This window comes from Hungatella effluvii (genome assembly GCF_003201875.1).
Taxonomy (GTDB): Bacteria; Bacillota; Clostridia; order Lachnospirales; family Lachnospiraceae; genus Hungatella; species Hungatella effluvii.
In genome coordinates this window covers 1-23,501 of sequence record NZ_QJKD01000006.1, presented here as the reverse complement: position 1 = coordinate 23,501, position 23,501 = coordinate 1, and the positions used below count along the sequence as shown (strand labels likewise).

Here is a 23,501-nt window from a genome sequence, read left to right as displayed (position 1 = left end):
TATCATGGCAAATGATTATGTATTTAATGACCAGCTGCCGGTTGCACCGCTAAAGATCGCGGCACTGGAGAGCTGCCGGGAACTGGCAGAAAAAGTCAACGACCATATCGTAGATTTCCGTCGAAACGATATCGAGGAATTAAAGCGGCGCGAGGCCGATCTCCACTACCGTGGATACGATGTCGATTCTTATCTTCTTAGCTGCGACTGTCCCCGTTTCGGAAGCGGTGAAGCCAAAGGCATCATCAAAGAGTCCGTCAGAGGTACCGATATTTTTGCAATGGTGGACATCACTAATTACAGCATATCCTATACCGTCAATGGTTATACCAATCATATGTCTCCGGACGACCATTTCCAGGATTTAAAGCGAATTATAGGCGCCTGCTCGGCTACGGCACACCGCGTCAATGTCATCATGCCGTTTCTCTATGAGAGCCGCCAGCACAAGAGAAGCAAGCGCGAATCCCTTGACTGCGCCATGGCGCTGGAAGAACTGACATCCATGGGTGTCAGCAACATCATCACCTTTGACGCTCATGATCCCCGTGTGCAGAATGCGATACCGCTTCACGGATTCGATAATTTTATGCCGACCTACCAGTTTGTAAAGGCATTTTTACGCCATTATCCGAATCTGCCCATCGACAAGGATCATCTCATGGTCATCAGCCCGGACGAGGGCGCCATGGACCGCGCCGTCTATCTGGCCAACAACTTAAGCGTGGACATGGGTATGTTCTATAAGAGAAGGGACTACTCCAGAGTCGTAGGCGGACGCAATCCCATCGTAGCCCATGAGTTCCTGGGCGCTTCCGTGGAAGGCAAGACCGTTCTCATCGTGGATGACATGATCTCCTCCGGCGAAAGCATGCTGGATACTGCCAAGGAGTTAAAGGAACGGGGAGTGGAAAAGGTCATCGTCTGCTGTACCTTCGGACTCTTCACAAACGGCCTGGACAAGTTCGACGAATACTATGCAAAGGAATACATCGATCTGGTCGTGACGACCAACTTAAGCTACCGCCCCAAGGAGCTGCTGAGCCGCGAATGGTATGTGGAGGCCGATATCAGCAAGTATATCGCCGCCATCATCAATTCCTTGAACCACGACGTATCGATCAGCACTGCGCTTTCCCCTACGGAAAAGATTCAGAATCTGCTCAAAAAACGCCACAGCGACGGATACGATTACTATCAGACGATCCTGTAGCTGCATTCTCCCGAAAAGCGGCTCGGGCGGCATATGCAAGAACCCCTCAGACGGTATCACGACCGTTTCGGAGGGGTTCTTTTATTTCAAAAAAAGTCCAGACTCTTACTTCTGTTTCGGCAAATGCTCCTTACGATTCTTTTATAGAAAGAAATGCCGCTAAATTTCCTCTCTCATTCCCCATCGTCCTGTGGGAAAATAAGTAGTCCGGATTGCAGTGGGTACAGATATCGGTAAGCTGGATATTATCCGCCTTTACTCCCGCTTCCAGAAGGACAATCTCATTGGCACGCCAGAGATTCAGCAGAAACTTTCCGTCTGGCTTCTCCCGAAGCAGTTCCGGCCAGTATTCTTTCGAAAACGCCCCGCGAAATTCTGCAGCCACTTCCTCTCCCACTTCGTAGCAGTCCTGACAGATGCTGGGGCCGATACAGGCGATGATATCCTCCGGCTTCGAGCCGTACTCCCGGCCCATGGCTTCCATCGTCACCTGGCCCATACGGGCCACCGTTCCTCTCCAGCCGGAGTGGCTTAGGCCTATAGCCCTATGGACCGGATCGAGGAAGTAGAGCGGCACACAGTCCGCGTAAAACGTCACCAGCGTCATACCCGGCACATCCGTGATCAGGCCGTCGATGTCCTGATAGTCCCGCTCCCTGGTAATCCCCTTGCCCGCATCGTCTTCCGTCACCCTGCGGATGTTGGTCGTGTGAGTCTGCCAGGACAGTACCATTCTCTCTTCATCCACTCCGATCGCCTTCGCCATCCTGCGGTAATTCTCCCGCACATGGTCCGGATCGTCCCCCTTTAAAAATGCAAAATTCATGGTAGAATACACGCCGGTGCTCACGCCTCCCATGCGGGTGGAAAACCCATGGCGCACGATGCCGGTCTTCTCCAGCATCGGAAAAGACAGATAGGGAACGCCATCCGCCATACGGCATTCAAGCACCGGCAGTTCCTGTTTTCGCTTCCATATATCGTTCATAAAATAAAACCTCCTGTGTCGTCAAAGCTGCTATTCACAGCTAGCTCAGCATTGCGTAACTAATTGAGCAGTAGTATTTCGCGAAGCGTCAAAATGCGTCACGGATCAGCGTGATCCGGTCTCCGAGGATGGCGACCACATCGAAGCGGCACGGCATAGCCTCGCTGACCCGGTTTTTGTATAAATAGTATTCCGCTGCGCGGCGGATGTGCTGCTGTTTTCTGTAGTCCACCGCCTCCGCGGGGCTGCCCTGTCTCTCATCCCGCCGGTATTTCACCTCGACGAAGACCAGGTACTCCCCGTCCCGCGCGATGATGTCGATCTCCCCGCGCCGGCCCAAAAAATTCCGGGCAACGATTTTATAGCCCTGTTCTATCAAATAGGCAGCCGCCATCTCTTCATAGCCGCTGCCAATCTCACGCTTATTCATTCAGTTCCTCATCAGTCCACAAAATTCCTGATAAAACTCCTCCGGTGAATGGCACACGGACCGATCTCCTTAAGCGCCGCGATATGCGCCGCCGTTCCGTAGCCTTTATGCTTTGCAAAGCCGTACTCCGGGAACAGCTTGTCGTACTCTGCCATCATATGGTCCCTCGTAACCTTTGCCATGATGCTGCCCGCCGCGATGGAAACGCTCTTCGCATCGCCCTTGATGATCGGGACCTGCGGAATATCCAGTCCCGGAATCGTCACCGCGTCGTTTAAAAGCACCTGCGGGACAGAGGTAAGCTGGCTGACTGCCAGCCGCATGGCCTCATACGTGGCCTGAAGAATATTGATCTCATCGATCCGCTCCGGTCCAACTACTCCGACGGCAAAGCTCACTGCCTTCTCCTGGATCTCCAGAAACAGTTCCTCGCGCCGCTTCTCCGACAGCTTCTTCGAATCATTTAAAAACAGGATCTCACAGTCCCGCGGAAGGATCACCGCGCCGGCCACAACCGGCCCTGCAAGAGGTCCTCTGCCGGCCTCATCGATTCCACAGACGAGGATACTATCCTCATACTGCCTTTCGTAGCTTTTCATCAGCTCTAAGCGTTCCCGCTCGGCAGCCAGTTTTTCTTCGCTTAACTTTCTCATCGTAGGTTTACTCCGCTTTCGTATTCTCAGAAGGTAATTCCAGAGTGATCTTCCCCAGCTTTCCACTTCGGAAATCATCGATCAGAAGACGGGAAGCCTTGGCAAGATCCAGTTCTCCGCCTTTTGAGAGGCACGCTCTGGCCTTTGCGATCTGGTTTAGAAGTCCCACTGCATCGGAAGCGTCCGTCTGGTATTTATCTTCCAGCACGTTCGGATACTTCTTCTGAAGGAAGCGGATCAGCTCCAGTGCCAGTTCATCTTTATTTAAAATCTCGTCGTTAATCGAACCGATCAGCGCAAGGCGGATTCCCACCACCTGATCCTCAAACTTAGGCCATAAGATTCCCGGGGTATCGAGAAGCTCCAGGCTCTTATTAAGCCGGATCCACTGATTGCCCTTCGTCACGCCCGGCTTGTTTCCGGTCTTCGCGCATGCCTTGCCGGCAAAGGAATTGATAAACGTGGACTTGCCCACGTTGGGGATTCCCACCACCATGGCACGGACCGGACGGTTTAAGATTCCCCGCCTCCGGTCGCGCTCGATCTTTTCCTTACACGCTTCCTGCACGACTCCGTTAATCGCCTTTAGACCGGCTCCGCTCTTGGAGTTCACCTTTACCACGTAGTATCCCTTATCCTGGAAGTAAGCGGCCCACTTAAGGTTGCAGCGTTCATCGGCAAGGTCGGACTTGTTAAGCAGGATCAGCCGCGCCTTTCCCGCTCCGAGATCATCGATATCCGGGTTCCGGCTGGAAAGCGGAACTCTGGCATCTACCAGTTCTATAATTAAATCGATTAATTTGATATCTTCCTTCATGGCCCTTTTGGCCTTGGTCATATGACCCGGATACCACTGTATATTCATCATCTACCTCTATTTCGAACGAATCAGCTCCAGATTTGCCAATGGTGCGATCCGGATCCAGACTCTACCCTGAATCTGCTTTCCGCTCACGTTGCCCACATTGGAAAAACGGCTGTCTTCGCTGCTGTCTCTGTTATCGCCCAAAAGGAAATACTCGTCTTCCCCCAGCTTTACCGGATTCTCCGCCATGCCTGCCAGCGAAATGCTGCCAGCTCCTTCCGGCTGTTCAATTAACTCATCATCGATATAAATCTGACCGCCCTTAATCTGCACGGTCTCACCGGGCAGACCGATTACGCGCTTTACGTTCATCTTCTGGTCTTCCCGTTCAAACACCACCACGTCAAAACGGTCCGGCTTCCCGAAATCGTAAGACAGGCGGTCCATCAGTACTACATCCTCCGACTGCAGAAGCGGAGTCATGGAATGTCCTGCAATCGGAATCTGGGTCCCATATGCGTAAACAATAAACCATGCGAACGCGATCACAACGGTAATGTCTACAATCCAGTTAACCACATGGCGGATCCGGTTGTTCTCTTCACTGTTATAAAACTCCACTCTTTATGCACATCCCATCTATTAAGAAAGGGACAATTTTCATTGTCCCCCTGGCTGTTTCAGAATTATTTCACTAACTCTTTAACCTTAGCAGCTTTACCTACTCTGTCTCTTAAGTAATTCAGTTTCGCTCTTCTTACTTTACCTCTTCTGATCACTTCGATGTTGTCTACAGAAGGAGAATGTAATGGCCATGTTTTCTCAACGCCGATGCCGTTGGAGTTCTTTCTTACTGTGAAAGTCTCTCTTGCGCCGCCGTTCTGTCTCTTAATAACAGTTCCTTCGAAAATCTGGATTCTTTCGCGGGTTCCCTCTTTGATCTTGTTGTATACCTTAACGGTATCGCCAACGTGGAACTCCGGTACTGTCTGCTTTAACTGTGCTGCTTCAATATTCTTGATAATGTCGTTCATCGTGTGAACCTCCTAAATTTTATTTGATGTTCTTAATACTTCATACTGATGTAATCCGTAACAGAGGACCATCTCCTTGCGTCACAACGTCTAATATTTTATCATAAAGAATTGTCGATTGCAAGTCCCTTTTTGCAATTTTCTTCCTGAATATCCTGATTTTCCGGCTTCTTCGCCAGACTCTCCAGATATTCCTGTTCCTTTTTCGACAGTGCCGCATCCTTTAACAGATCAGGCCGTCTCTCATACGTCCGTTTGATGGACTGTTCTCTCCGCCAGGTGTCGATATTCTTATGGTGGCCGGAAAGTAGAACCTCCGGTACCCGCAGGCCTTTATACTCTTCCGGCCTGGTGTACTGCGGATATTCCAGAAGATTATCGTGAAAGGACTCGAACTCCGCCGAGACATCGTTATTCAGCACGCCGGGAACGAGGCGGGAAATGCAGTCGATCATAACCATGGCCGGCAGCTCTCCGCCGGTCAGAACGTAGTCGCCGATGGACAGGTAATCCGTGGCCACCAGCTCCAGGGCACGCTCATCCACGCCCTCGTAATGGCCGCACAGAAATACCAGTTCCTCCTCGGCTGCCAGCTCTTCTGCGATTTTCTGGCTGAAGACTGTGCCCTGCGGGGTCAGATAAATCACCCTGGGCTTCTTTCCGATTCTATCGCACAGGTCGTCATAGGCATCACAGATGGGCATCGGCTGCATCACCATGCCCGCGCCGCCGCCGTACGGATAATCGTCCACATGACGGTGCTTGTCCGTCGAGTATTCCCTGATGTCTATGGCTTCGATCGAAATCAGGCCATTCTCTACGGCTCTGCCGATGATGCTGGTGTGAAGGCCGTCTAACACCATGTCGGGAAATAAAGTCAGTATATGGAAGTTCATGTTTTCCTCCTTATAAGTCCAGAAGTCCGTCCATAATATGGACCGTAATCACTCCCGCCTCTAAATCCACGTTCCGGATGCACTCTCGGATGGCGGGCAAAAGGACTTCCTTCCCTTCCGCTGTCTTCACCTCGTACACATCGTTAGCGCCGGTCTTGATAACATCCGTCAGGGTGCCGAACGGTTCCCCGTCCTCAGTCACCACCTTTAAACCGATCAGGTCAACAATAAAATTCTCATCCGGACCCAGCTTCACCGCCTGGTCTCTCGTGACAAGAATGTCTTTTCCCTTGTACTTCTCTATATCTTCAATTGTGTCATATCCCTTAAACTTCAGTATAACCATATTTTTAAAGAATTTAACACCCTCAATTTCCAGTTTCAGCTGTTCTTTTCCCGTATCCAGAATCACTTGCTTCAGCGTTTTAAAACGTGCCGCGTCATCTGTCGTCGGGAAAACCTTAACCTCTCCTTTGACACCGTGTGTAGAGGAAATAACGCCGACTCTCAGTAACTGTTCCATCATTTTTCTCCCTTGCAAAACAGAAATAGAAAAGACCGTCTTCCTGACAGGCCGGCGGTCTTCGTTTACGTATTGGCTACTGAATTTCTACAATAACCTTCTTGTCTTCTTTGGAAGCTGCTGCTTTTACTACAGAACGGATAGCCTTAGCGATCCTGCCCTGCTTGCCGATGACTTTACCCATATCGGAAGGCGCTACCGTAAGTTCAAGGACGATTTCGTCGTCTTTCACAGACTCGGTAACAGCAACCTCGTCTGGATTATCAACCAGTGCTTTCGCAATTACTTCTACTAATTCTTTCATATGCTTCACCACTTTCCCCCAAACGGTTGTAAGGGGGACTTTCCTATTAAACTACTGGATGCCGGCGATTTTCAAAAGCTTGCTTACCTTCTCAGTTGGCTGAGCACCTGTTGCTAACCACTTCTTAGCGGACTCTTCGTTGAACTTGATTACGCTCGGATCTGTGTTCGGATCGTAATAACCAACCTCTTCAATGAACTTGCCATCTCTTGGGGATCTGGAATCTGCAACTACAATTCTATAGAAAGGAGCCTTCTTCTGTCCCATTCTCTTTAATCTCATCTTTACTGCCATGTGATTCACCTCCTTGAATATTTGTGTTTTCGCATACTGCGTATCTATAGTCAATGCAGTAAAACTGCCTTGCTAACTTCTCTGCTCCAATTAAAACGGCATCTTGAACTTGCCGAATAATCCGCCTTTCTTCTTGCCTCCGCCCATCATGCCGGGAAGCTGCTTCATCATCTTCTTCATCTGGTCGAACTGCTTGACGATCCGGTTGACTTCACTGATATCAACACCGGCGCCTCTGGCGACCCTCTGTTTTCTGGAAGCATTCTTCATGAGGTCCGGATTCGTCCGTTCCTTATCCGTCATAGACAGGATGATGGCTTCCACGCGGTCCATGGCCTTTTCGTCCACTTCCACGTCCTTCATCTGTCCCATACCAGGCATCATACCCATAATGCTGGACATTCCACCCATTTTTTTAATCTGGTTCATCTGGTCTAAGAAATCGTTGTAATCAAATTCGGCCTTCCGCAGCTTCTGAGACAGCTCTTTCGCCTTCTCCTCATCCACCTGGCTCTCCGCCTTCTCGATCAGAGAAAGGATATCACCCATTCCGAGGATTCTCGAAGCCATACGGTCCGGATAAAACTGCTCCAGATCGGACAGCTTTTCTCCCATACCGATGTACAGAATCGGCTTTCCGGTTACAGACCGGATCGATAGTGCCGCGCCGCCTCTGGTATCGCCATCCAGCTTGGTTAAGATAACTCCGTCAATACCGATCTTGTCATTGAACATACCGGCCACATTGACCGCGTCCTGACCTGTCATGGCATCGACTACAAGGATCGTCTGATGAACCTCAACGGCTTCCTTAATCTCCACCAGTTCGTTCATCATGTCTTCGTCGATATGAAGACGTCCGGCCGTATCCAGGATTACCACATTCTGGTCGTTCTTTGACGCGTGTTCCACCGCCGCCTTCGCGATGTCCGCAGGCTTGTGGTTTTCTCCCATGGAAAACACCGGAACGCCCTGCTTCTCACCGTTGATCTGCAGCTGCTTGATGGCAGCCGGCCGGTAGACGTCACACGCCGCCAGAAGAGGTTTTCTTCCCTTGGCCTTTAATTTGCCGGCAATCTTTGCTGTGGTCGTGGTTTTACCCGCGCCCTGGAGACCTGCCATCATAATGATCGTGATCTCATTCGCCGGTTTTAAGTGAATCTCAGTGGTCTCGGAACCCATCAGCTTGACAAGTTCCTCGTTCACTATCTTTATTACCATCTGTCCCGGAGTTAAGCTGTTCATGACATCCTGTCCAACTGCCCGCTCCTGTACAGCGCTGATAAACTGTTTTACTACCCGGAAGCTTACATCGGCCTCTAACAGAGCCATCTTCACTTCCTTTAAGGCTGCCTTTACGTCCGCTTCTGTCAAGCGTCCCTTGCCCCTTAAATTCTTAAATACATTCTGTAATTTATCGGATAAGCTCTCAAAAGCCATCTAATGTCCTCCTGATCTACCCTTTCTAATGAGCCTCCAGGTCGATGATTTCGCCCGATATCTCTTCGATGCGCCGGAGCAGATTCCTGTCGCCCGTTCTGGAAAATTCTCCTGCCAGACTCTGGATCTCTCTGGCCAGACGTTTCGTATTCCCGAATTTTTCCATCAAATGAAGTTTCTCTTCATAATCTTCCAGAATCCTGTCACACCGCTTCACCAGGTCATGGACTCCCTGACGGCTGATGCCCTGTTCCTCCGCGATCTCGCTTAAGGATAAGTCATACAGCACCACGTCCTCGTAAACCTGTCTCTGGTGTTCTGTCAGAAGCGCGCCGTAAAAATCATACAGCAGGCCCTGTCTTGCAATCTTTTCCATATCATCACCTGTGCTATCATACACTACTTTTTTATGGGTGTCAAGTATTTTTTCTTTACACCCTGTTTTTTTTCTTTGCGCCCCGCGCAACAGCCCTTATGGCTGATTTCTGATCACGCGTCCCACGTAACAATCACTGGAAACGGAGTGGATATACCATTTAGGAGTGTCTCCGAACAACCGTCTGATTTCCGGTATCACGGTTTCCTCCCATAAGCAGAGAATCCGTTTTAAATCCTCTGCGTACAATTCCAGATCCCTTAAGGAGCGGCAGATCCTGTCTCGAAAAAGCATCTGGCTGATCGAAAAATTATAACCTGCGCAGTCCAGGGCCACCTGGAGATGATTCTTCTGAAACCAGGGCCGCACGTTAAGTGCAAAATTCCCATGCTCTGTAATCTTTCCAAAATCACAGAGGCTGCCAATATCCGGATGTCTCCAGATGTATCCCATGTTTTCCAGAACTTTTTTGAAAAACCGGCTGCAGGGCGGAACCTTGAAACCTGCTTCCTCTACCTCGGAGGCACAGAGGTATGCGCCCATCCCATAAGGAATACGGCTGGGCATGGAAAGCCGGCCAAACTCCCTGCTCCGCTCCTCCAGAAACCGGTTCATTTCCATAGACGCCTGACAGATGCGCTCCATCCTCTCAGGAGAAAAACAGCAGACCATCTGCCGCAGCCCTGCCTGTCCGCCGTACCGTTTCACAAATCGGCAGACTATCTCATCCGCTCTGGACAGGCCATTGGGGGAAATGCCCTCCATACCGGACGGTGGAGTTACCTCAAACCGCAGATGTACCGGATTGCAGGAGGTTCCCCAGTCGAAACGCCGGTCAAGAACGATGCAGTCGGACTGGTAATACGTACAGTCCGCACTGTAATTATTTCCAACGGAATCCAACGCACAGTCTGCATCTGCCAGCAGGTCCGAAAGCGCCGGGACAGGATTCGTATTTCCGAACCACGGAATGGAATCCAGAATGACAGCCGCGCTGTAAAACGAATACGGCCTCGGAATCTTCTTCGTCACCGCAGTAAACAGCTCCGGAGTCAGTTCTTCATCCGTTTCCGGAATCCGGTATGCCAGTCCCTTTACAGCCGGGAAATTAGACGTAGTCGTGATATGCGGTTTTGCTAAACCACACGGCCTTAAATACTTACCTATCTGCGGAAATGCTTTCCCCATCTTTCCTGTGGCCGTCCGTGCAAAGACAGGGGCCGCCGTGTCCGGCACATCCTGAAACGCAAACATCATCCGCCCGGGAGCCAGCCCCTGTTCCTCCAGGAATTCCAGAAGGCACTTCACCGTCTCCTGATAGGGGACCTGTTTTTTTAAATCCACTGTCACAGACAGAAACGTCCGTATCTGGTCCTGCTTCGTCATCACAGAGCCTCCCGTCTTATTCTGCCAGGGCCGCATCATAGGCCCTCTTCGTCTTTTCGTCAAACAACACCCATAAAATCAGATCGAAGGCGTCCGGATACTCTTCAATCCGGCGTCTCACTTCCTTCACCGCCGTCACCGCCGCCAGATCCACAGGGAAACGGTAAATTCCGGTGGAGATGGACGGAAATGCAATCCTTCTGATTCCGTTCTGTTTCGCCACTTCCAGGGAGGTTCTGTAGCAGGACGCCAGAAGCTCTGCTTCCCCCTTCGATCCCCCGTTCCAGACCGGTCCCACCGTATGAATAATATGGCCGCAGGAAAGGCGGTATCCACGCGTAAGCTTCGCCTGTCCCGTCTTACAGCCGCCCAGAAGCCTGCACTCGAACAAAAGATCCTTTCCGGCCGCCCGATGGATCGCTCCATCCACGCCTCCGCCTCCCAGAAGAGACGAATTGGCTGCATTAACAATCGCATCCAGGCCTTCCACCTTCGTAATATCCCCCAGCATGGTCGTGACTTCCGTATTCAACGCCATATATGCCTCCTTCTATTCCTTCACCGGCAGCGTCACAAGCCGCCAGGAATACACGGTATTTCCATGGGCGCTTAAGGGTCTGGCCTCCTTTTCGCTGTAGAGCGGATCCATGCATAAGTAGCCATCATCACCGCTTCCCAGCAGCAGCACCCAGTGCCAGTATCCGTCTCCCAGATTCTTAACCCTGACAAGCGGATACTGCTGTTGATCCAGAGCCGCCTCAATCGCCTGTTCATCTACCGTTTTGTAAACCGTTACCGTAGCTTCCGGATATACAGAAGAGATATTTCCCCAGATTACGTCCCCGGATGCGTTGTAAACGCCCCGTTCCGTAAAGAGCCGGTTCAGCTCTCCCGGTGTCACGGACTCTCCATACAGATCAAAAAGTGTGGCCAGACAGGTAACTAGACAGCCGGAGCTGCCCATGGTAAAGCGGGATTCTCCCAGCGGGTCAGCCGCCCACTCCTCATCCTTTTGCAGATAATAGACCGCCTTCGGCAGCGGATGTGCCTTTGTGCTCTGAATCGTGGTGCCTTCCCCGCCTCTGTGTCTCCATATCAGAAGGGCTACCGCAGCCAGGACGAGGATTGCCGCGCCGGTCAGTATCCATATTATTTTCTTTCGTCTGTCCATTCTATTCTCCTGAGCATGAAATACTCATCGCTCTCCCACCAGTATCCGGGATAAACCGCATAAATTCTCCACCACAAAGGTATTCCGGTCTGCGCAGTACTGATCCTTTGGCGTGACTTCCACCGTCAAATCAATCAGCAAGTGCGGTTCCTCCTGGTCCATTTTTTTCCATCAGATCTGCCGGAAGCTTCTCTGCAAGAAACTTCTTTATAAGATGGTACAGTTTTCTGCTGTGCACCACATAGCTGCCGTGGTTTTCCCCCGGAAGAATGATAAGTCGGCTGTCCGGTATCTTCGAAGCCAGATAGCGGGTATGCTCTTCCTTGATCATATCGTTCTCTCCGGCCAGAATAAGCACCGGCTCTCCAATTCGTTTTAACTCTTCCTCTGTGATCTGCGGCTCCACCAACATCATCCGGATCTTCGGATCCCTGTCGAAATGGCTGATCAGGCGGAACAGCTGAAACCATTTCTCCTTTATTCCCTGTGGATAGGCATTGCCGCCGCAGAGAATCAGCTTCGACAGCAGGCCGGGATTCTGCTCAGCCACCAGCATTCCGATGATCGCACCGTCGCTGAAGCCGCAGAACACCGGTTTTCGGATGTCCAGCTTCCGAATGAACGAAGCCACATCGTCCGCCATGTTCTGATAGCCCAGCGTCTCCACCGCCGAGCTCTTTCCGTGCCCTCTCGAATCCAAGGCGTAAACGGTGTAATCGCAGCTTAACAGCGCGGCTGTCTCATCAAAAATGGAGTGTTCTTCCCCATTCCCATGAACGAGGATCACGGCCGGACCATGGCCCGAAACGCGGTAATATAATTTGACGCCATTGACATGTAGTTCCATCTGATCCCCTCCTCTTTCTATATGATAGCGTGTCTGAAAAAATGTACTGCTTATCCCCTGGCCGGAACGATCTCAATCCAGTATCCATCCGGATCGCTGATAAAATAGATTCCCATACCCGGATTTTCAAAGCAGATAACGCCCATAGCTTTGTGTTTCTCGTAGAGCGCGTCGAACTCGTCTGTGGCAAACGCCAGGTGGAATTCACATTCTCCTAAATCGTACGGTTCCTTCCTGTCCGTCAAATACGTCAGTTCCAGTGTGAAATCACTTTTGCCGTCTCCTAAGTAAACCAGTTTAAAGGAACCGTCGGAGGCCTCCTTCTCACGAACCGGCATGAGGCCCAATGCCTCTTTATAGAATGCAAGACTCTTTTCCAGATCGAGAACGTTGAAGTTAAAATGGTTAAATGCTGTCATATTCTTTTCTCCTTATCCTATTGATTCTGTCTTTCCTGTGCATAATCTTCCAATCCCGCAGTTCTTCCGGCGAAAAAGCCTCTGCGGGATAAAATCAGTATATCACACGAAGCTATTATTCTCTATATATTTGCACCCATTATTTCAGATTTCGGATAGGACTGCACAACAAAAGCCGTCCCCGGAAGGCTTTTACCCCTGTCCGTCTGACGGCTATAGAAACAAATGCTCCAATTTCAGTTCATGTATCAGGTTCACGATTTCCTTTGTTCTTGTGCAGTTGAATTTTCTCAGCAGGCGCACCAGTTCCCGTTCAACAGGAGTCAGCTGCCCTACATAGGTAATGAAGAAAGAACCTTTATAACGTCCTTAATATCTCCTTCGCCTCCCCTTCCGTATCCCCATACCGAAGCATCTCATTCTTCAACCGCATTTTCATTTCACCGAGAACTGCGCGATATCCCTCATCTTCAATCCGGTTCTCCATCTCGAAGGGATCCTTTTCGAGGTCGTACAGCTCATCCATATCTCTGCAATGCGCGATATACTTATACTGTTTCCAGCGAAGCATTCTCTGTACAAACTCATACCTGTAGCAGCCATAAGTCTCGCACATCAGATGCTCTCTCCGTTTTTCACCGAGAACACTTACTCCATCGGTCGCAAGCAGTCCTTCTGCACCTCCCAGCTCCAGTACAGTCTCCACCAAGTCCATATTGGTCACAGGGGCGTAATCCTTTTCTCCTGCTTTCACCCTTTCAGGCCATCGAATGACCAGAGGAACTTTCATCACTTCCTCCACCATCAGAGTATCCTTATTAAACAGTCCTCCGTGGGATGCCAGCTGGTCTCCGTGATCGGCAGTCAGAATCACAACCGTGTTCTCTAAAAATCCCGCTGTATCCAGCTGGTTGAGAATCCTTTCCAGGCCGCTGTCCACCACCATGGCATGTTCATAACAGACGGCGAGCACGCGGCTCATCTCCTCCCAGCTCATGCCGTCCAGGCATTTCCAGTGTTCCTTTGTAGAACGGTAATTCTGTGGCTTATTTTTATAAGTATCGGAAAAACTGGGCGGCTTTAACAGGGCGGCAGGATCGACGCTCCCGGCAAATGGAGCCGCGGTGTCGTAAGGGTGATGCGGCCCCCATACATCCACCTTCAGAACAAACGGCTGACTGCTGCCGCTCCTTTCATATTCCTCCAGCCATTGACACGCCATATCAGCCGTAAAATACGATTCATGCCCTTCGATCGGCGTCGTCATCCTTCTTGCCGCGCTGAACGGCCCGAAGGCATACTGATAGTGCTGAGTGAGATCATACTTCATTCCCACGATCTCCGGTTCTGTCGCATGCCATAATACTTCCACCTCCGGATTGGGCAGTCCGCTGCGCTTCAAATACGCCGCATACGCTTCCGTCTCCAAAGGTCTTCCATAGTATGGCAGCGTCCAGCCCTCAAAGCCCAGCTCCTCTGCCGTCTTTGCCCCGCCATACCATTTTCCGAACTGGGCGACCCGGTATCCCGACTGTTTCATGGCTTCTCCAAACAGTTCAAAAGGGCTGTCAAAATCCAGGCGGTACGCATACGGCTTATTCTCAGGAGGATTGAGAATCATTCCGTGCCTGTGCGGGTAGACACCGCTCACCATGGAGGCCCTGGCCGGCGTGCAGAGCGGGCAGACCGAATACGCCTCCTCATACGTTCTTCCTTCTGAGGCCAGCCTCTCATACGCCGCCAGCTTCCCTTCAAACTGAGGCTGATAATGGTAATGGTTGGCAAATGCCTGGTGGTCTGTCGTCAGCCACACGATATTAGGCTTTCTCATCACACCGGCTCCTCTCTCTAAACCGTTCAATCTGTTTCACCATCCAGTTCCCCAGTTCCCCGCTGTACCGGATGGATGGAAGCAGCAGTTCCTCCGGAACCCGCCGTAAATACCACTGTATTTCAAAGTTGAATTCCCCATCGTATCCAAAATCCGCCAGAGCCTGCAGAACTTCGTCCCAGTCCGTCACGCCCTGATAGGGCAGTATATGGATGTTATTGATTCCCGTCTGGTCAGAGATATGCACCGCCTTCAGGCGCTTGCCGAGCCGTTCTACCACATGCCTCTGATTCATCCCCATGATGCTTCCATGCTCAAAATCCCAGCAGACCGCCACGTTAGGCAGATCCACGCCATCCACAAGATCGATCAGTTCATCCACTGAAATCGCATATTTTGCCTCCACGTCCAGGGTGCTGTCCCACATGCCTTCCACCGCCAGCCCCACTCCATGGTCCAGGGCAAATTTTCCCCACTTCTGAAAAAAGGCGAGGTTGGCCTTCTTCGACTCTGGTTTATCGGGCGAAAAACGCTCCGTCTCCATCGTCGAGGGATGCAAAACCAGCCAGGCGATCCCCAGGATTTCCGCGCCAAGAATACATCGTTCCATCAGGCTGTCATAATACTCCCTGTCAATCGTTCCGGAACAAAAGTCATATACCACCGCGTGCCCCAATGCAAATTCCACGCCGCACGCTTCACCGGTCCTTTTCATCTCTTCCATATAAGACTGCCACCGATCTGTCAGAAAGCCGCTTTTTAAAGTCACCGCATCGTGGAAACAGAAATCCAGCACCTGATAACCGGCTTCTGCACACAGGCGGATTGCTGTCCTCTGATCGATGTTCTCACCATTTATTCGTTCATATAAAATATTGGTTGATGTTGATACTCTCATCCCTTATCCTTTCCAGCTGACGGACGCAGCAATTACTGCCAATTGCCGCTTACCGATTACCGTCAAACACAAAACCGCGTAATTGCCTCCACAACCCCTGCCGCGCCGGCCGCCTCTGTCACATAATCTGCCCATTGCTTCGTATCCGGCTCCGCGTTGGCGACAGCCACACCGATTCCGGCGATTTGCAGTAACTCATTATCATTTTCATTGTCGCCCACCGCCATGATTTCACCCAGTTCAAGTCCCAGATATTCTGCAATCTCCCGAAGCCCCGTCGCCTTGCTGTAACCGGCCTTTACGATCTCAAGGCCCTGCTGCCCGTAATGGGTGGTGGATACCTCTTCCCGCAGGGCGAGTACCTCATCCTCCAGTTCACCAACCCGTTCCCTCTCATCCATAATATTCACCTTATCGACCAGCAGCTTCTCCCATTCCTCCTCGCGTATTTCCCGGATCTCGTGGTACGTCCCCCGTTCCTTCCATTTTCGCTTCACGGCTTCCGTCTCCTTCACGCAGTACTCGGTCCCCTTCACCGCATAGAGCACGGTCATGTCCAGATCAAGCGCCTTCCTCACCATCGGACGCAGCAGGCCAATCCGGAATCTATGGCTTTTAATGATCTGCTCTCCGTCATACAAAAGCGTACCATTACAGGCTATTACCGGCGCCTTCAAATTCATTGCCGCCATGTAAGGATTGATTCTGCAGGGAAGTCTGCCGCTTGCAAAGGTAAATCCGATGCCGCGCATAGCAAGGTCTTTCACTGCTTCTGCCAGTATCTCAGGAAACGGTTCCCTTCCCGTCATAATTGTTCCGTCAATATCGCTGACCACCAGTTTTATCGTTTTTCCCATCACCATCTCCCTTTCCTTACGGCAAATGCGGGACAGCCATTTAAAAGCCCTCCCGCACAGCAGACATCCATCTGTCAGTTATTTGCCTCATAATACTCGTCCAGCAGGTCATTGCAGGAGTTCACGATCTGGTCAACCGCCGCGTCCACATCAAGCTCTCCCTGGCAGAACTGCAGCATCGTATCGGCGATCACCGTATCCATATCATTTCTTACAGGATCCAGCGGTTCCTGGGCATTTGGAGAGGAGTTCTTCATCTGCTCCAGCGCCACCTGGAAACGCGGATTTTCCTCATAGAATTTTTTCATCTCCGGCAGGTTCTCCGTCTCCACATTGACTGGAATATAGCCAGTCCCTGTGGAAAAGATGTACTGTGCTTCAGGGGAAGAAAAGTACTCAATCACATCCCAGGCCGCGTCGAGTCTGTCCTGATCGCCCCTGTCTATCATCATGAGACAGCTTCCACCGATGCTGGCCCCGCTGGTGTCAGACTCTGATACCTTCGGGATTGGTGCCACCTTCCACTCGAAAGAACCGTCTACCAGTGATTCCACCGTACTTAGCTTGGAGGAAGAGATAAAGTTCATGGCGCACACCCCCTGGGCAAATTCTTCCGCCTCTTTATTCTTATCCAGAATATATTTCAGTCCGCCGGTTTCATTAATCTTCTGCCATTTCTCGAGGAAATTCTTTAAAGTCCCATCCTCTTTGATGGTCACCTTTGTCATATTTCCCTCCCTTCCGCCTTCATGATCGCCAAAGAAGCAGTCAGGGTTCTGGCTGACACAGAAATTCACCAGCTGATACCGTTTCACCTGAGTCTCCAGCCCGTAAACCGATACATTGCCGGATTCATCTTTTTTGGTCAGAGCCGCCGTGTAGTCAGCCAGTTCGTCAAAGGTGGCCGGCGCCATGTCGTAGCCCGCTTCTTTTAAGGCATCCTCGTTGTAGTAGAGCAGCATGGTGGAGTTCGCCACCGGGATTCCAACCATTTCCCCGTTATAGGTACACGCCCGCTGCATACTCGGATAAAAGGTGTCCTTCGTAATTTCCGAATCCGGTTTTTCCAGATATTTTTCCACGCTGACCGTCCAGTCCATATCCATCATAGTCGGAATGACCGATGTCAGAGGCCACGTAATATCCGGCGCATTAGCTGTATCCTTTGTCTGGTAAGCGAGTTCCAGCTTATCCGTTATCTCATATCCCTGGTAGACCGGATTGACGCGGATTCCGGCTTCCTTTCCACGTGTTTCATTGTACGTATCGATGACTTTCTGAAATGCCTCTCCCTGCGCGCCGCTGAGCACATGCCAGAATGTAACCTCCTGGACGCCATCCTTTGCCGTCTCTGGTGTGCTCTGGGCGGTCTTATTTCCCCCTCCGCCGCAGGCCGTAAGATTCATTGTCAATAAAGCCGCCATGACTGTTGCTGCCGTCATTCTTAACTGTTTTCTCATGGTATTTCCCTCCTGAAGTAAACTCTCTCTTAACCTTTCACCGCCCCCGCCATAATACCGCCTACCACTCGCCGCTGGAACAGCACAAATATGAGAACGGACGGGATCAGGATGATCACAGACGCCGCCATAACGGTTCCGTAGGGGCTTGAATCCACAGTATTAAGCATCGTTATTGCCACCTGCGCCGTTCTCATCTCATCCACATTGGTAACCATGAGCGGCCACAGATACGTATTCCACGTTCCCACAAAGCTGGAGATGAAAACCGTCGTGATGATCGGTTTCGACGAAGGAAGCAGAATATTGGAATAAAACCGAAAATTTCCGCAGCCGTCTATCATGGCTGCCTCTTTTAAATCCCTGGAGTAAGACATAAAATTCTGCCGCATGATGTAGATATTCATAGGAAGAACGAAGAACACCACCATCATACCGAGATACGTGTTCAGCAGATGCATTCCTGCTACCGTAAAATAGTTCTGGATCAGCAGCACATCCGTCGGGATAATCAGCGCTGTCAGCACCAGGAAAAACAAAACGTTTTTCCCTTTGAAATCAAAAAATGCAAAACTGAATGCGGCAAGGCTTGAGGTGATAATTCTTACCGCGCTGGAAATAAAGGCAACCAGAAAGGAGTTCAGCATAAAACGAAAGATATTGGTCTGCTTTACCGTCGTCACGTAGTTTCCGGTATACAGCCGTTCGGGAAGCAGATGCAGTTCCCTGCTCATAACCTCAGATGGTCTCATGAAAGAGATGCTGACTGCATACAGAATCGGCGCCGCAATCATGATGCCAAGCAGCAGGCAAATAACCTGATATGCGGTATCTTTTACCGCCTTCTTTCTCCTCACGGAGCTGGCAATCGTTCCATTCATCAGTCGTAGGACACCTTCTTTCTCTCGATAATCTGGCTTAAAGCCAGCATACACGCCGACATAAAGAAGCCCACCGTCGTAGCTGCAAACGCGGAATTGTAATTACGTCCCCGGATCGCCTTGGCGTAAATGTAGGAGACAATCGTTTCCGTGGCTCCGTTCGGTCCCCCCTCCGTCAGGATCAGGGTAAAGCTGGCCGTCGTCATCGCATGGGCAATATCGGACACCAGAAGAAACATGATGGTCGGCGCAATCAGCGGCACGATAATTTTCGAAAACAGCCTCCAGCCCTTTGCCCCATCCATCGTAGCCCCTTCCAGAATTTCTTCCGAAAGACCGCGCAGGGCGGATAAGAAAAAGATAAAATTATAACCGATATTGGCCCATATCTGTATGATGATCAGGCTCAGCAGCGCCGTCTTCGAATCGGTCAGCCAGTTGATATTAAGCCCCGTCATCTGGTTGATAATGCCAAGAGACGGATTATAGGCCAGCTGGAATATCATGGCCACGACAGAGGCCGATACCGCCATGGGCAGTGCAAACAGTGCCTCATAAACGATCGAAAACCGTTTCTTTTTCCTGGCCAGCAGCGCCAGCCCGAATCCGATTGCCATGGAAATCGGTACTGTAGCTGCGACGTAAATCAGGGTATTTATAATCGCCTTGATAAATTTCTCATCATTGAAAACCTTGAGATAGTTTTCCAGTCCGCAGAACTCTTTTATCACCCGGTATTTATCCACCACAAAGAGACTCAAATAGACATTTTTGAAAAATGGATAGTATGTGAACATCAAGAGCAGGGCCAACGCCGGGATCAGATAGAGATATGGCTCTGTTTTTTTAAACGTTTTATGAATCATGCGCTTCCCCCATAGCCAGCCGTTATAATTTTGCCAGCTTCGTAAATAGATCGTACATCAGCCTGTCTCTGTTAATACTGTATACGTAGCGGATAAAATGCCTTCTTTTGTCCTCGGCGTAATAATGGTCATACTCCATAATCGGACTCGGTTCCAGCCGGTCCAGCATGAATTCCGGGTTCAGGAGCCATCCTACTGCCGTCACATCGGAAATCGGTCTGGACCAGCAGCGCTCTCCGCTTACAATCTCCGCTTCGTGTCTGGTGCGCTCCACAATGTAATCGCAGAACTTATTTTTGCCTTTCAGCCAGTGCTCCAGTTCCGGTCCGGTCGTGGTAAAATGATCGACCACGCCGCGCCCCGGCAGCAATACCAGCGGGACTCCGCTTCCCAGCAGCACTCTGGCAGCCGCCACATCCTGTTTCGCATTGAAGGAGTGATTGTCGTGCCAGTCAAATCCCAGACCTCCCAGCCAGACCACAAACACGCGCTCTTTCAAAGTTGGGTCCAGAAGCAGGGCTGAGGCGATGTTGGTGCAGGCCGCAATGCCGACAATATACAGCGGATTTTCTCTTGTGTAACCCCTGGAGAGCCCGATCAAGTGCTCCGCCGCCTCCGACCGCACCGGTTCGTCTTCCTTCTCCAGGAACCGGTCCGCTCCCCGGCGGACGCATGAACCGTATTCCTCCCTGCGTCCCAGCAGCTCCAGGACATGAAAAATCTCATCATAGCTTCTTGCCATTCCGTCTCCCGGTCCCTTGGAGTGGTGATTGTCGAAGGGCGCTGCGTAAATCGCCTTTAAGTTCAGCTGATCCGCAGAACCAATCAGATAGGCAAGTGCATACTGATCATCGACTTCATTATATGTATCCGTATCTAAAACCACATCAGCCGGTCCTTCGGGCCGCTTCAACCGCTGAATGCTCTCTGCCATACCCGGAAGATCAATATCATCTCCGTATGTAAAATTAAATGGATTTGGTACCATACTCAAACTCTCCTATTTTTTGTTATTAAAAATTTATATGCGCATTTATTTTTAAATAACCAATTTTTATATTTTCAGTGTATCATCATAGGATTATTTTGTCAATATTTTTGTTTTCAAAAATATATTTTTAGTGTATTTTACCAAAACAAACTTTTCTTCATAAACAAAGATTCCATACGGAAGCGCATCTCGCTGATCCAGCCGCTCTTCCATATGAAATCTTTCTCATCTCTCTATTCTGGCCTCCCGTCAGACCTCAACGATCTTCAGTCTGCTGCCGTTCAATACATTTTTCTTTTTATCATCAAACCGTATTCCCGTAACCAGATAGTCAAAATCCGTCAGATGCGCCACTTCCATCACCGCGCTTTCCGGATACTTGCTGCTGTCCAGAAGGAGAATCGTCTGATCGGCACACTCCATCGCCGTCTTCTGGAATATCCTGTCATTTTCATAATACGCCGAAACTGAAAGCTTCTCCCCAAGTGCCGCTCCGCTCAGAACGGCCTTATTTACACAGAACTTCTTCATAAAGTCAACCGTCAGAGGCCCTCTGGCCAACTGTTCCGAACTGCTCATCCGGCCTCCCAGGAAAAAGAATTTGGAACATAGTTCCCCCATCTCCAAAATACTCGCAATATGAAAGGAATTTGTCACGATTGTGAGTGTCTTCAACAGGTTCTTTTCCTCTGCCAGCGCACTGCACAGAGCGGATACCGTGGTACTTCCTTCCAGGATCAGGGAATCTCCCATATCGATCAGCTCCGCCGCGGCTCTGCCGATATCCACCTTCTCCTGATTTCTGATCTTTTCCCGGGCCATATACGGAACACTTCCATCTGTATCTCCCGCCAGCGCTGCGCCGCCGTGTATCCGGACGATCTCTCCGGCCGCGGCCAGCTCTGTTAAATCCTTACGGATCGTCTCCGGAGTGACGTCCAGCTGATCTGCCAGCTCCAGCACCGTTGCGATGGGGACCATCGTCAATATATTCAGTATTTTCTGTCTTCTCTCTTCCTGCTTCATCGTAACACCTTCCCGCCATCTGATTTATCTTAAATTATAACCGAACCCGGAATGTTTGTATATCAAAATTTGCAGGCGGTACCAAAAACGGATACCATAATTGATCCCAAAACGAAACGTCTTCTGAAAAAAGAAACGCAGCCGGTGTGCGGTTCCGAAAACCGGTCACATCTGCTGCGTTTTATCATGATCTCTTTACTTTTTATCCTTCGGAACAATCGCTTCCATTCCGCCCATATACGGTCTTAAAAGCTCCGGAATTCTTACGCTTCCGTCCGCCTGTAAGTTGTTCTCTAAAAATGCGATCAGCATTCTCGGCGGTGCCACTACCGTGTTGTTTAAGGTGTGGGCGAAATACTTTCTTCCGTCCTCCCCATTGACACGGATCTTAAGCCTTCTGGCCTGGGCGTCGCCTAAGTTGGAACAGCTTCCCACCTCGAAGTACTTCTTCTGGCGCGGGGACCATGCCTCCACGTCCACGGACTTCACCTTTAAATCAGCGAGGTCGCCGGAGCAGCACTCTAAAGTTCTGACCGGAATATCCAGGGAGCGGAATAAGTCCACTGTGTTCTGCCATAACTTATCGTACCATTCCATACTCTCTTCCGGCTTGCAGACAACGATCATCTCCTGCTTCTCGAACTGATGGATTCGGTAGACGCCGCGCTCCTCCAGGCCGTGAGCACCCTTCTCCTTGCGGAAGCACGGAGAATAGCTGGTAAGTGTCTTCGGAAGGGATTCCTCCGGAATAATGGTATCGATAAACTTTCCGATCATGGAATGCTCGCTGGTACCGATGAGGTATAAATCCTCACCCTCGATCTTGTACATCATGGCGTCCATCTCGGCAAAGCTCATAACGCCGGTCACTACCTCGCTGCGGATCATGAACGGCGGCACACAGTACGTAAAGCCGCGGTCAATCATGAAATCACGCGCATAAGAGATAACGGAGGAGTGAAGTCTTGCAATATCGCCCATCAGATAGTAGAAACCGTTGCCCGCTACCTTTCTGGCACTGTCCAAATCGATTCCGTCGAAGCGCTCCATGATGTCGGTGTGATACGGTATCTCGAAATCCGGTACCACCGGTTCGCCATATCTCTGCACTTCCACGTTCTCGCTGTCGTCTTTTCCAATCGGTACGCTGGGATCAATGATGTTCGGGATGGTCATCATGATCTTTTTGATCTTCTCGTCCAGTTCCCGTTCCTTCTCCTCCAGCTCTGCTAAATGGTCGGAAGCCGCTGTCACCTGCTTCTTGAGCTCTTCGGCCTCTTCTCTCTTTCCCTGGCCCATCAGCCCGCCAATCTGCTTGGAAAGTTTATTACGTTCCGCTCTGAGCGCATCGCCTTCCTGCTTTGCGGCGCGGTTTAACTCGTCCAGTTCAATAACCTCATCCACCAGCGGCAGCTTGTTATCCTGAAATTTATTCCTGATATTCTGTTTTACAGCCTCAGGATTTTCTCTTACAAACTTTAAATCTAACATGGTATTCCTCCTGGTTTCTCCTCAATATGATAATCTGCCGTTGATTATACTACAAATTACAGTGAAAGAAAAGCCCCTTATTTCCATTTTATCAATTCCGACAGCACTTCCTCAAAGCATACCCCGTTCTGAACCGGAACATTTAACTCCTCGGGAGTTTGACACCCCCAATCTAAAAAAAACACCGCTAAGCCGCTACTGGCTTATATTTTTTGTCATTTTTTTGTTTTTATATATAGGCTTTTTAGCTTTTTTGTGGTATAATAGGGGGAGGGAGGTAATAACTTATGAAGGTAAATACATCAAAATCAAAGAATGCTGAATCTTTTTACATCAAGCAGTCCTTTATAGATGGCAACGGAAAATCTACGTCCAGAACCATCCGCAAGCTTGGAACATTGAATGAATTATTAGTGGAACA

General features: G+C 50.3%; 27 protein-coding genes. 1 reads left to right on the top strand and 26 read right to left on the bottom strand.

The features are described 5' to 3' along the window. The first annotated feature begins 4 nt into the window (after nucleotides 1–4). The gene (locus DFR60_RS12505) at nucleotides 5–1,213 is read left to right on the top strand and encodes a ribose-phosphate pyrophosphokinase (RefSeq protein ID WP_110323200.1); all 1,209 of its coding nucleotides are present in this window, start codon (nucleotides 5–7) and stop codon (nucleotides 1,211–1,213) included. Between the two features lie 130 nt (nucleotides 1,214–1,343). Here the strand turns inward: DFR60_RS12505 and pgeF are convergent, their stop codons facing one another. From pgeF to serS, 26 genes are all read right to left on the bottom strand, one after another. Then, nucleotides 1,344–2,201 carry a peptidoglycan editing factor PgeF gene (gene pgeF, locus DFR60_RS12500; protein WP_110323199.1) on the bottom strand — a complete coding sequence of 286 codons (858 nt, stop codon included), beginning with the start codon at nucleotides 2,199–2,201 and terminating at the stop codon, nucleotides 1,344–1,346. Nucleotides 2,202–2,289: 88 nt separating this feature from the next. After that, nucleotides 2,290–2,631: a YraN family protein gene (locus DFR60_RS12495; RefSeq protein WP_110323198.1), complete on the bottom strand. Its 342-nt coding sequence runs from the start codon at nucleotides 2,629–2,631 to the stop codon at nucleotides 2,290–2,292. A gap of 11 nt (nucleotides 2,632–2,642) precedes the next feature. After that, nucleotides 2,643–3,284, bottom strand: a complete 642-nt coding sequence (gene rnhB / locus DFR60_RS12490) for a ribonuclease HII (protein ID WP_110323197.1) — start codon at nucleotides 3,282–3,284, stop codon at nucleotides 2,643–2,645. Nucleotides 3,285–3,291: 7 nt separating this feature from the next. Next, nucleotides 3,292–4,149: a ribosome biogenesis GTPase YlqF gene (gene ylqF / locus DFR60_RS12485; protein ID WP_110323196.1), complete on the bottom strand. Its 858-nt coding sequence runs from the start codon at nucleotides 4,147–4,149 to the stop codon at nucleotides 3,292–3,294. A 9-nt stretch (nucleotides 4,150–4,158) separates the two neighbouring features. Then, nucleotides 4,159–4,710 (bottom strand): signal peptidase I, encoded by a 552-nt coding sequence (lepB, locus tag DFR60_RS12480; protein WP_110323195.1) that lies wholly within the window; start codon nucleotides 4,708–4,710, stop codon nucleotides 4,159–4,161. Nucleotides 4,711–4,775: 65 nt separating this feature from the next. Next, the gene (gene rplS, locus DFR60_RS12475; RefSeq protein ID WP_002603967.1) at nucleotides 4,776–5,123 is read right to left on the bottom strand and encodes a 50S ribosomal protein L19; all 348 of its coding nucleotides are present in this window, start codon (nucleotides 5,121–5,123) and stop codon (nucleotides 4,776–4,778) included. 101 nt (nucleotides 5,124–5,224) lie between these two features. Beyond that, nucleotides 5,225–6,019 carry a tRNA (guanosine(37)-N1)-methyltransferase TrmD gene (gene trmD, locus DFR60_RS12470; RefSeq protein ID WP_110323194.1) on the bottom strand — a complete coding sequence of 265 codons (795 nt, stop codon included), beginning with the start codon at nucleotides 6,017–6,019 and terminating at the stop codon, nucleotides 5,225–5,227. Nucleotides 6,020–6,029: 10 nt separating this feature from the next. Then, entirely contained in the window at nucleotides 6,030–6,542 is a 513-nt protein-coding gene (gene rimM, locus DFR60_RS12465; RefSeq protein ID WP_110323193.1) for a ribosome maturation factor RimM, read from the bottom strand. 76 nt (nucleotides 6,543–6,618) lie between these two features. Next, nucleotides 6,619–6,846, bottom strand: a complete 228-nt coding sequence (locus DFR60_RS12460; protein WP_002603964.1) for a KH domain-containing protein — start codon at nucleotides 6,844–6,846, stop codon at nucleotides 6,619–6,621. A gap of 51 nt (nucleotides 6,847–6,897) precedes the next feature. Beyond that, entirely contained in the window at nucleotides 6,898–7,140 is a 243-nt protein-coding gene (gene rpsP / locus DFR60_RS12455; protein ID WP_002603963.1) for a 30S ribosomal protein S16, read from the bottom strand. 90 nt (nucleotides 7,141–7,230) lie between these two features. Beyond that, complete coding sequence (gene ffh, locus DFR60_RS12450; protein ID WP_110323192.1) at nucleotides 7,231–8,580, bottom strand: signal recognition particle protein; 1,350 nt, start codon at nucleotides 8,578–8,580, stop codon at nucleotides 7,231–7,233. A 25-nt stretch (nucleotides 8,581–8,605) separates the two neighbouring features. Beyond that, complete coding sequence (gene ylxM, locus DFR60_RS12445; protein ID WP_002603961.1) at nucleotides 8,606–8,956, bottom strand: YlxM family DNA-binding protein; 351 nt, start codon at nucleotides 8,954–8,956, stop codon at nucleotides 8,606–8,608. A gap of 96 nt (nucleotides 8,957–9,052) precedes the next feature. Then, on the bottom strand, nucleotides 9,053–10,342 hold the full coding sequence (locus DFR60_RS12440; protein ID WP_146218598.1) for a hypothetical protein: 1,290 nt from the start codon (nucleotides 10,340–10,342) through the stop codon (nucleotides 9,053–9,055). A 16-nt stretch (nucleotides 10,343–10,358) separates the two neighbouring features. Next, entirely contained in the window at nucleotides 10,359–10,880 is a 522-nt protein-coding gene (locus tag DFR60_RS12435) for an O-acetyl-ADP-ribose deacetylase (protein WP_110323190.1), read from the bottom strand. 12 nt (nucleotides 10,881–10,892) lie between these two features. Beyond that, a complete protein-coding gene (locus DFR60_RS12430) occupies nucleotides 10,893–11,513 on the bottom strand; it encodes a cysteine peptidase family C39 domain-containing protein (RefSeq protein WP_110323189.1) in 621 nt (206 codons plus the stop codon). A 130-nt stretch (nucleotides 11,514–11,643) separates the two neighbouring features. After that, a complete protein-coding gene (locus DFR60_RS12420) occupies nucleotides 11,644–12,360 on the bottom strand; it encodes an alpha/beta fold hydrolase (RefSeq protein WP_110323188.1) in 717 nt (238 codons plus the stop codon). Between the two features lie 50 nt (nucleotides 12,361–12,410). Continuing rightward, nucleotides 12,411–12,779, bottom strand: coding sequence for a VOC family protein (locus DFR60_RS12415; RefSeq protein ID WP_110323187.1), 369 nt, complete (start codon nucleotides 12,777–12,779; stop codon nucleotides 12,411–12,413). A gap of 358 nt (nucleotides 12,780–13,137) precedes the next feature. Then, on the bottom strand, nucleotides 13,138–14,610 hold the full coding sequence (locus DFR60_RS12405; RefSeq protein WP_110323186.1) for a sulfatase-like hydrolase/transferase: 1,473 nt from the start codon (nucleotides 14,608–14,610) through the stop codon (nucleotides 13,138–13,140). After that, nucleotides 14,597–15,508 carry a sugar phosphate isomerase/epimerase family protein gene (locus tag DFR60_RS12400; protein ID WP_110323185.1) on the bottom strand — a complete coding sequence of 304 codons (912 nt, stop codon included), beginning with the start codon at nucleotides 15,506–15,508 and terminating at the stop codon, nucleotides 14,597–14,599. Before DFR60_RS12400 ends, DFR60_RS12405 begins: the two co-directional genes overlap by 14 nt. 62 nt (nucleotides 15,509–15,570) lie before the next feature. Continuing rightward, nucleotides 15,571–16,365: a Cof-type HAD-IIB family hydrolase gene (locus DFR60_RS12395; protein ID WP_167437589.1), complete on the bottom strand. Its 795-nt coding sequence runs from the start codon at nucleotides 16,363–16,365 to the stop codon at nucleotides 15,571–15,573. Nucleotides 16,366–16,439: 74 nt separating this feature from the next. Continuing rightward, nucleotides 16,440–17,825, bottom strand: coding sequence for an extracellular solute-binding protein (locus DFR60_RS12390; protein WP_110323183.1), 1,386 nt, complete (start codon nucleotides 17,823–17,825; stop codon nucleotides 16,440–16,442). Nucleotides 17,826–17,854: 29 nt separating this feature from the next. After that, nucleotides 17,855–18,706: a carbohydrate ABC transporter permease gene (locus DFR60_RS12385; protein WP_110323182.1), complete on the bottom strand. Its 852-nt coding sequence runs from the start codon at nucleotides 18,704–18,706 to the stop codon at nucleotides 17,855–17,857. Beyond that, nucleotides 18,706–19,572, bottom strand: a complete 867-nt coding sequence (locus DFR60_RS12380) for a carbohydrate ABC transporter permease (RefSeq protein WP_110323181.1) — start codon at nucleotides 19,570–19,572, stop codon at nucleotides 18,706–18,708. Before DFR60_RS12380 ends, DFR60_RS12385 begins: the two co-directional genes overlap by 1 nt. A gap of 22 nt (nucleotides 19,573–19,594) precedes the next feature. Continuing rightward, nucleotides 19,595–20,560, bottom strand: a complete 966-nt coding sequence (locus DFR60_RS12375) for a nucleoside hydrolase (RefSeq protein ID WP_110323180.1) — start codon at nucleotides 20,558–20,560, stop codon at nucleotides 19,595–19,597. Between the two features lie 252 nt (nucleotides 20,561–20,812). After that, the gene (locus DFR60_RS12370; protein WP_110323179.1) at nucleotides 20,813–21,589 is read right to left on the bottom strand and encodes a DeoR/GlpR family DNA-binding transcription regulator; all 777 of its coding nucleotides are present in this window, start codon (nucleotides 21,587–21,589) and stop codon (nucleotides 20,813–20,815) included. Between the two features lie 195 nt (nucleotides 21,590–21,784). After that, nucleotides 21,785–23,080 (bottom strand): serine--tRNA ligase, encoded by a 1,296-nt coding sequence (gene serS, locus DFR60_RS12365; protein ID WP_002603948.1) that lies wholly within the window; start codon nucleotides 23,078–23,080, stop codon nucleotides 21,785–21,787. Between the last annotated feature and the right edge of the window lie 421 nt (nucleotides 23,081–23,501).

Bases quoted from the DNA above. Each gene is read 5' to 3' on its own strand.
- DFR60_RS12505 (WP_110323200.1), top strand. From the start codon at position 5: ATGGCAAATGATTATGTATTTAATGACCAGCTGCCGGTTGCACCGCTA.
- pgeF (WP_110323199.1), bottom strand. From the start codon at position 2,201: ATGAACGATATATGGAAGCGAAAACAGGAACTGCCGGTGCTTGAATGC.
- DFR60_RS12495 (WP_110323198.1), bottom strand. From the start codon at position 2,631: ATGAATAAGCGTGAGATTGGCAGCGGCTATGAAGAGATGGCGGCTGCC.
- rnhB (WP_110323197.1), bottom strand. From the start codon at position 3,284: ATGAGAAAGTTAAGCGAAGAAAAACTGGCTGCCGAGCGGGAACGCTTA.
- ylqF (WP_110323196.1), bottom strand. From the start codon at position 4,149: ATGAATATACAGTGGTATCCGGGTCATATGACCAAGGCCAAAAGGGCC.
- rplS (WP_002603967.1), bottom strand. From the start codon at position 5,123: ATGAACGACATTATCAAGAATATTGAAGCAGCACAGTTAAAGCAGACA.
- trmD (WP_110323194.1), bottom strand. From the start codon at position 6,019: ATGAACTTCCATATACTGACTTTATTTCCCGACATGGTGTTAGACGGC.
- rimM (WP_110323193.1), bottom strand. From the start codon at position 6,542: ATGGAACAGTTACTGAGAGTCGGCGTTATTTCCTCTACACACGGTGTC.
- DFR60_RS12460 (WP_002603964.1), bottom strand. From the start codon at position 6,846: ATGAAAGAATTAGTAGAAGTAATTGCGAAAGCACTGGTTGATAATCCA.
- rpsP (WP_002603963.1), bottom strand. From the start codon at position 7,140: ATGGCAGTAAAGATGAGATTAAAGAGAATGGGACAGAAGAAGGCTCCT.
- ffh (WP_110323192.1), bottom strand. From the start codon at position 8,580: ATGGCTTTTGAGAGCTTATCCGATAAATTACAGAATGTATTTAAGAAT.
- ylxM (WP_002603961.1), bottom strand. From the start codon at position 8,956: ATGGAAAAGATTGCAAGACAGGGCCTGCTGTATGATTTTTACGGCGCG.
- DFR60_RS12440 (WP_146218598.1), bottom strand. From the start codon at position 10,342: ATGACGAAGCAGGACCAGATACGGACGTTTCTGTCTGTGACAGTGGAT.
- DFR60_RS12435 (WP_110323190.1), bottom strand. From the start codon at position 10,880: ATGGCGTTGAATACGGAAGTCACGACCATGCTGGGGGATATTACGAAG.
- DFR60_RS12430 (WP_110323189.1), bottom strand. From the start codon at position 11,513: ATGGACAGACGAAAGAAAATAATATGGATACTGACCGGCGCGGCAATC.
- DFR60_RS12420 (WP_110323188.1), bottom strand. From the start codon at position 12,360: ATGGAACTACATGTCAATGGCGTCAAATTATATTACCGCGTTTCGGGC.
- DFR60_RS12415 (WP_110323187.1), bottom strand. From the start codon at position 12,779: ATGACAGCATTTAACCATTTTAACTTCAACGTTCTCGATCTGGAAAAG.
- DFR60_RS12405 (WP_110323186.1), bottom strand. From the start codon at position 14,610: ATGAGAAAGCCTAATATCGTGTGGCTGACGACAGACCACCAGGCATTT.
- DFR60_RS12400 (WP_110323185.1), bottom strand. From the start codon at position 15,508: ATGAGAGTATCAACATCAACCAATATTTTATATGAACGAATAAATGGT.
- DFR60_RS12395 (WP_167437589.1), bottom strand. From the start codon at position 16,365: ATGGGAAAAACGATAAAACTGGTGGTCAGCGATATTGACGGAACAATT.
- DFR60_RS12390 (WP_110323183.1), bottom strand. From the start codon at position 17,825: ATGAGAAAACAGTTAAGAATGACGGCAGCAACAGTCATGGCGGCTTTA.
- DFR60_RS12385 (WP_110323182.1), bottom strand. From the start codon at position 18,706: ATGAATGGAACGATTGCCAGCTCCGTGAGGAGAAAGAAGGCGGTAAAA.
- DFR60_RS12380 (WP_110323181.1), bottom strand. From the start codon at position 19,572: ATGATTCATAAAACGTTTAAAAAAACAGAGCCATATCTCTATCTGATC.
- DFR60_RS12375 (WP_110323180.1), bottom strand. From the start codon at position 20,560: ATGGTACCAAATCCATTTAATTTTACATACGGAGATGATATTGATCTT.
- DFR60_RS12370 (WP_110323179.1), bottom strand. From the start codon at position 21,589: ATGAAGCAGGAAGAGAGAAGACAGAAAATACTGAATATATTGACGATG.
- serS (WP_002603948.1), bottom strand. From the start codon at position 23,080: ATGTTAGATTTAAAGTTTGTAAGAGAAAATCCTGAGGCTGTAAAACAG.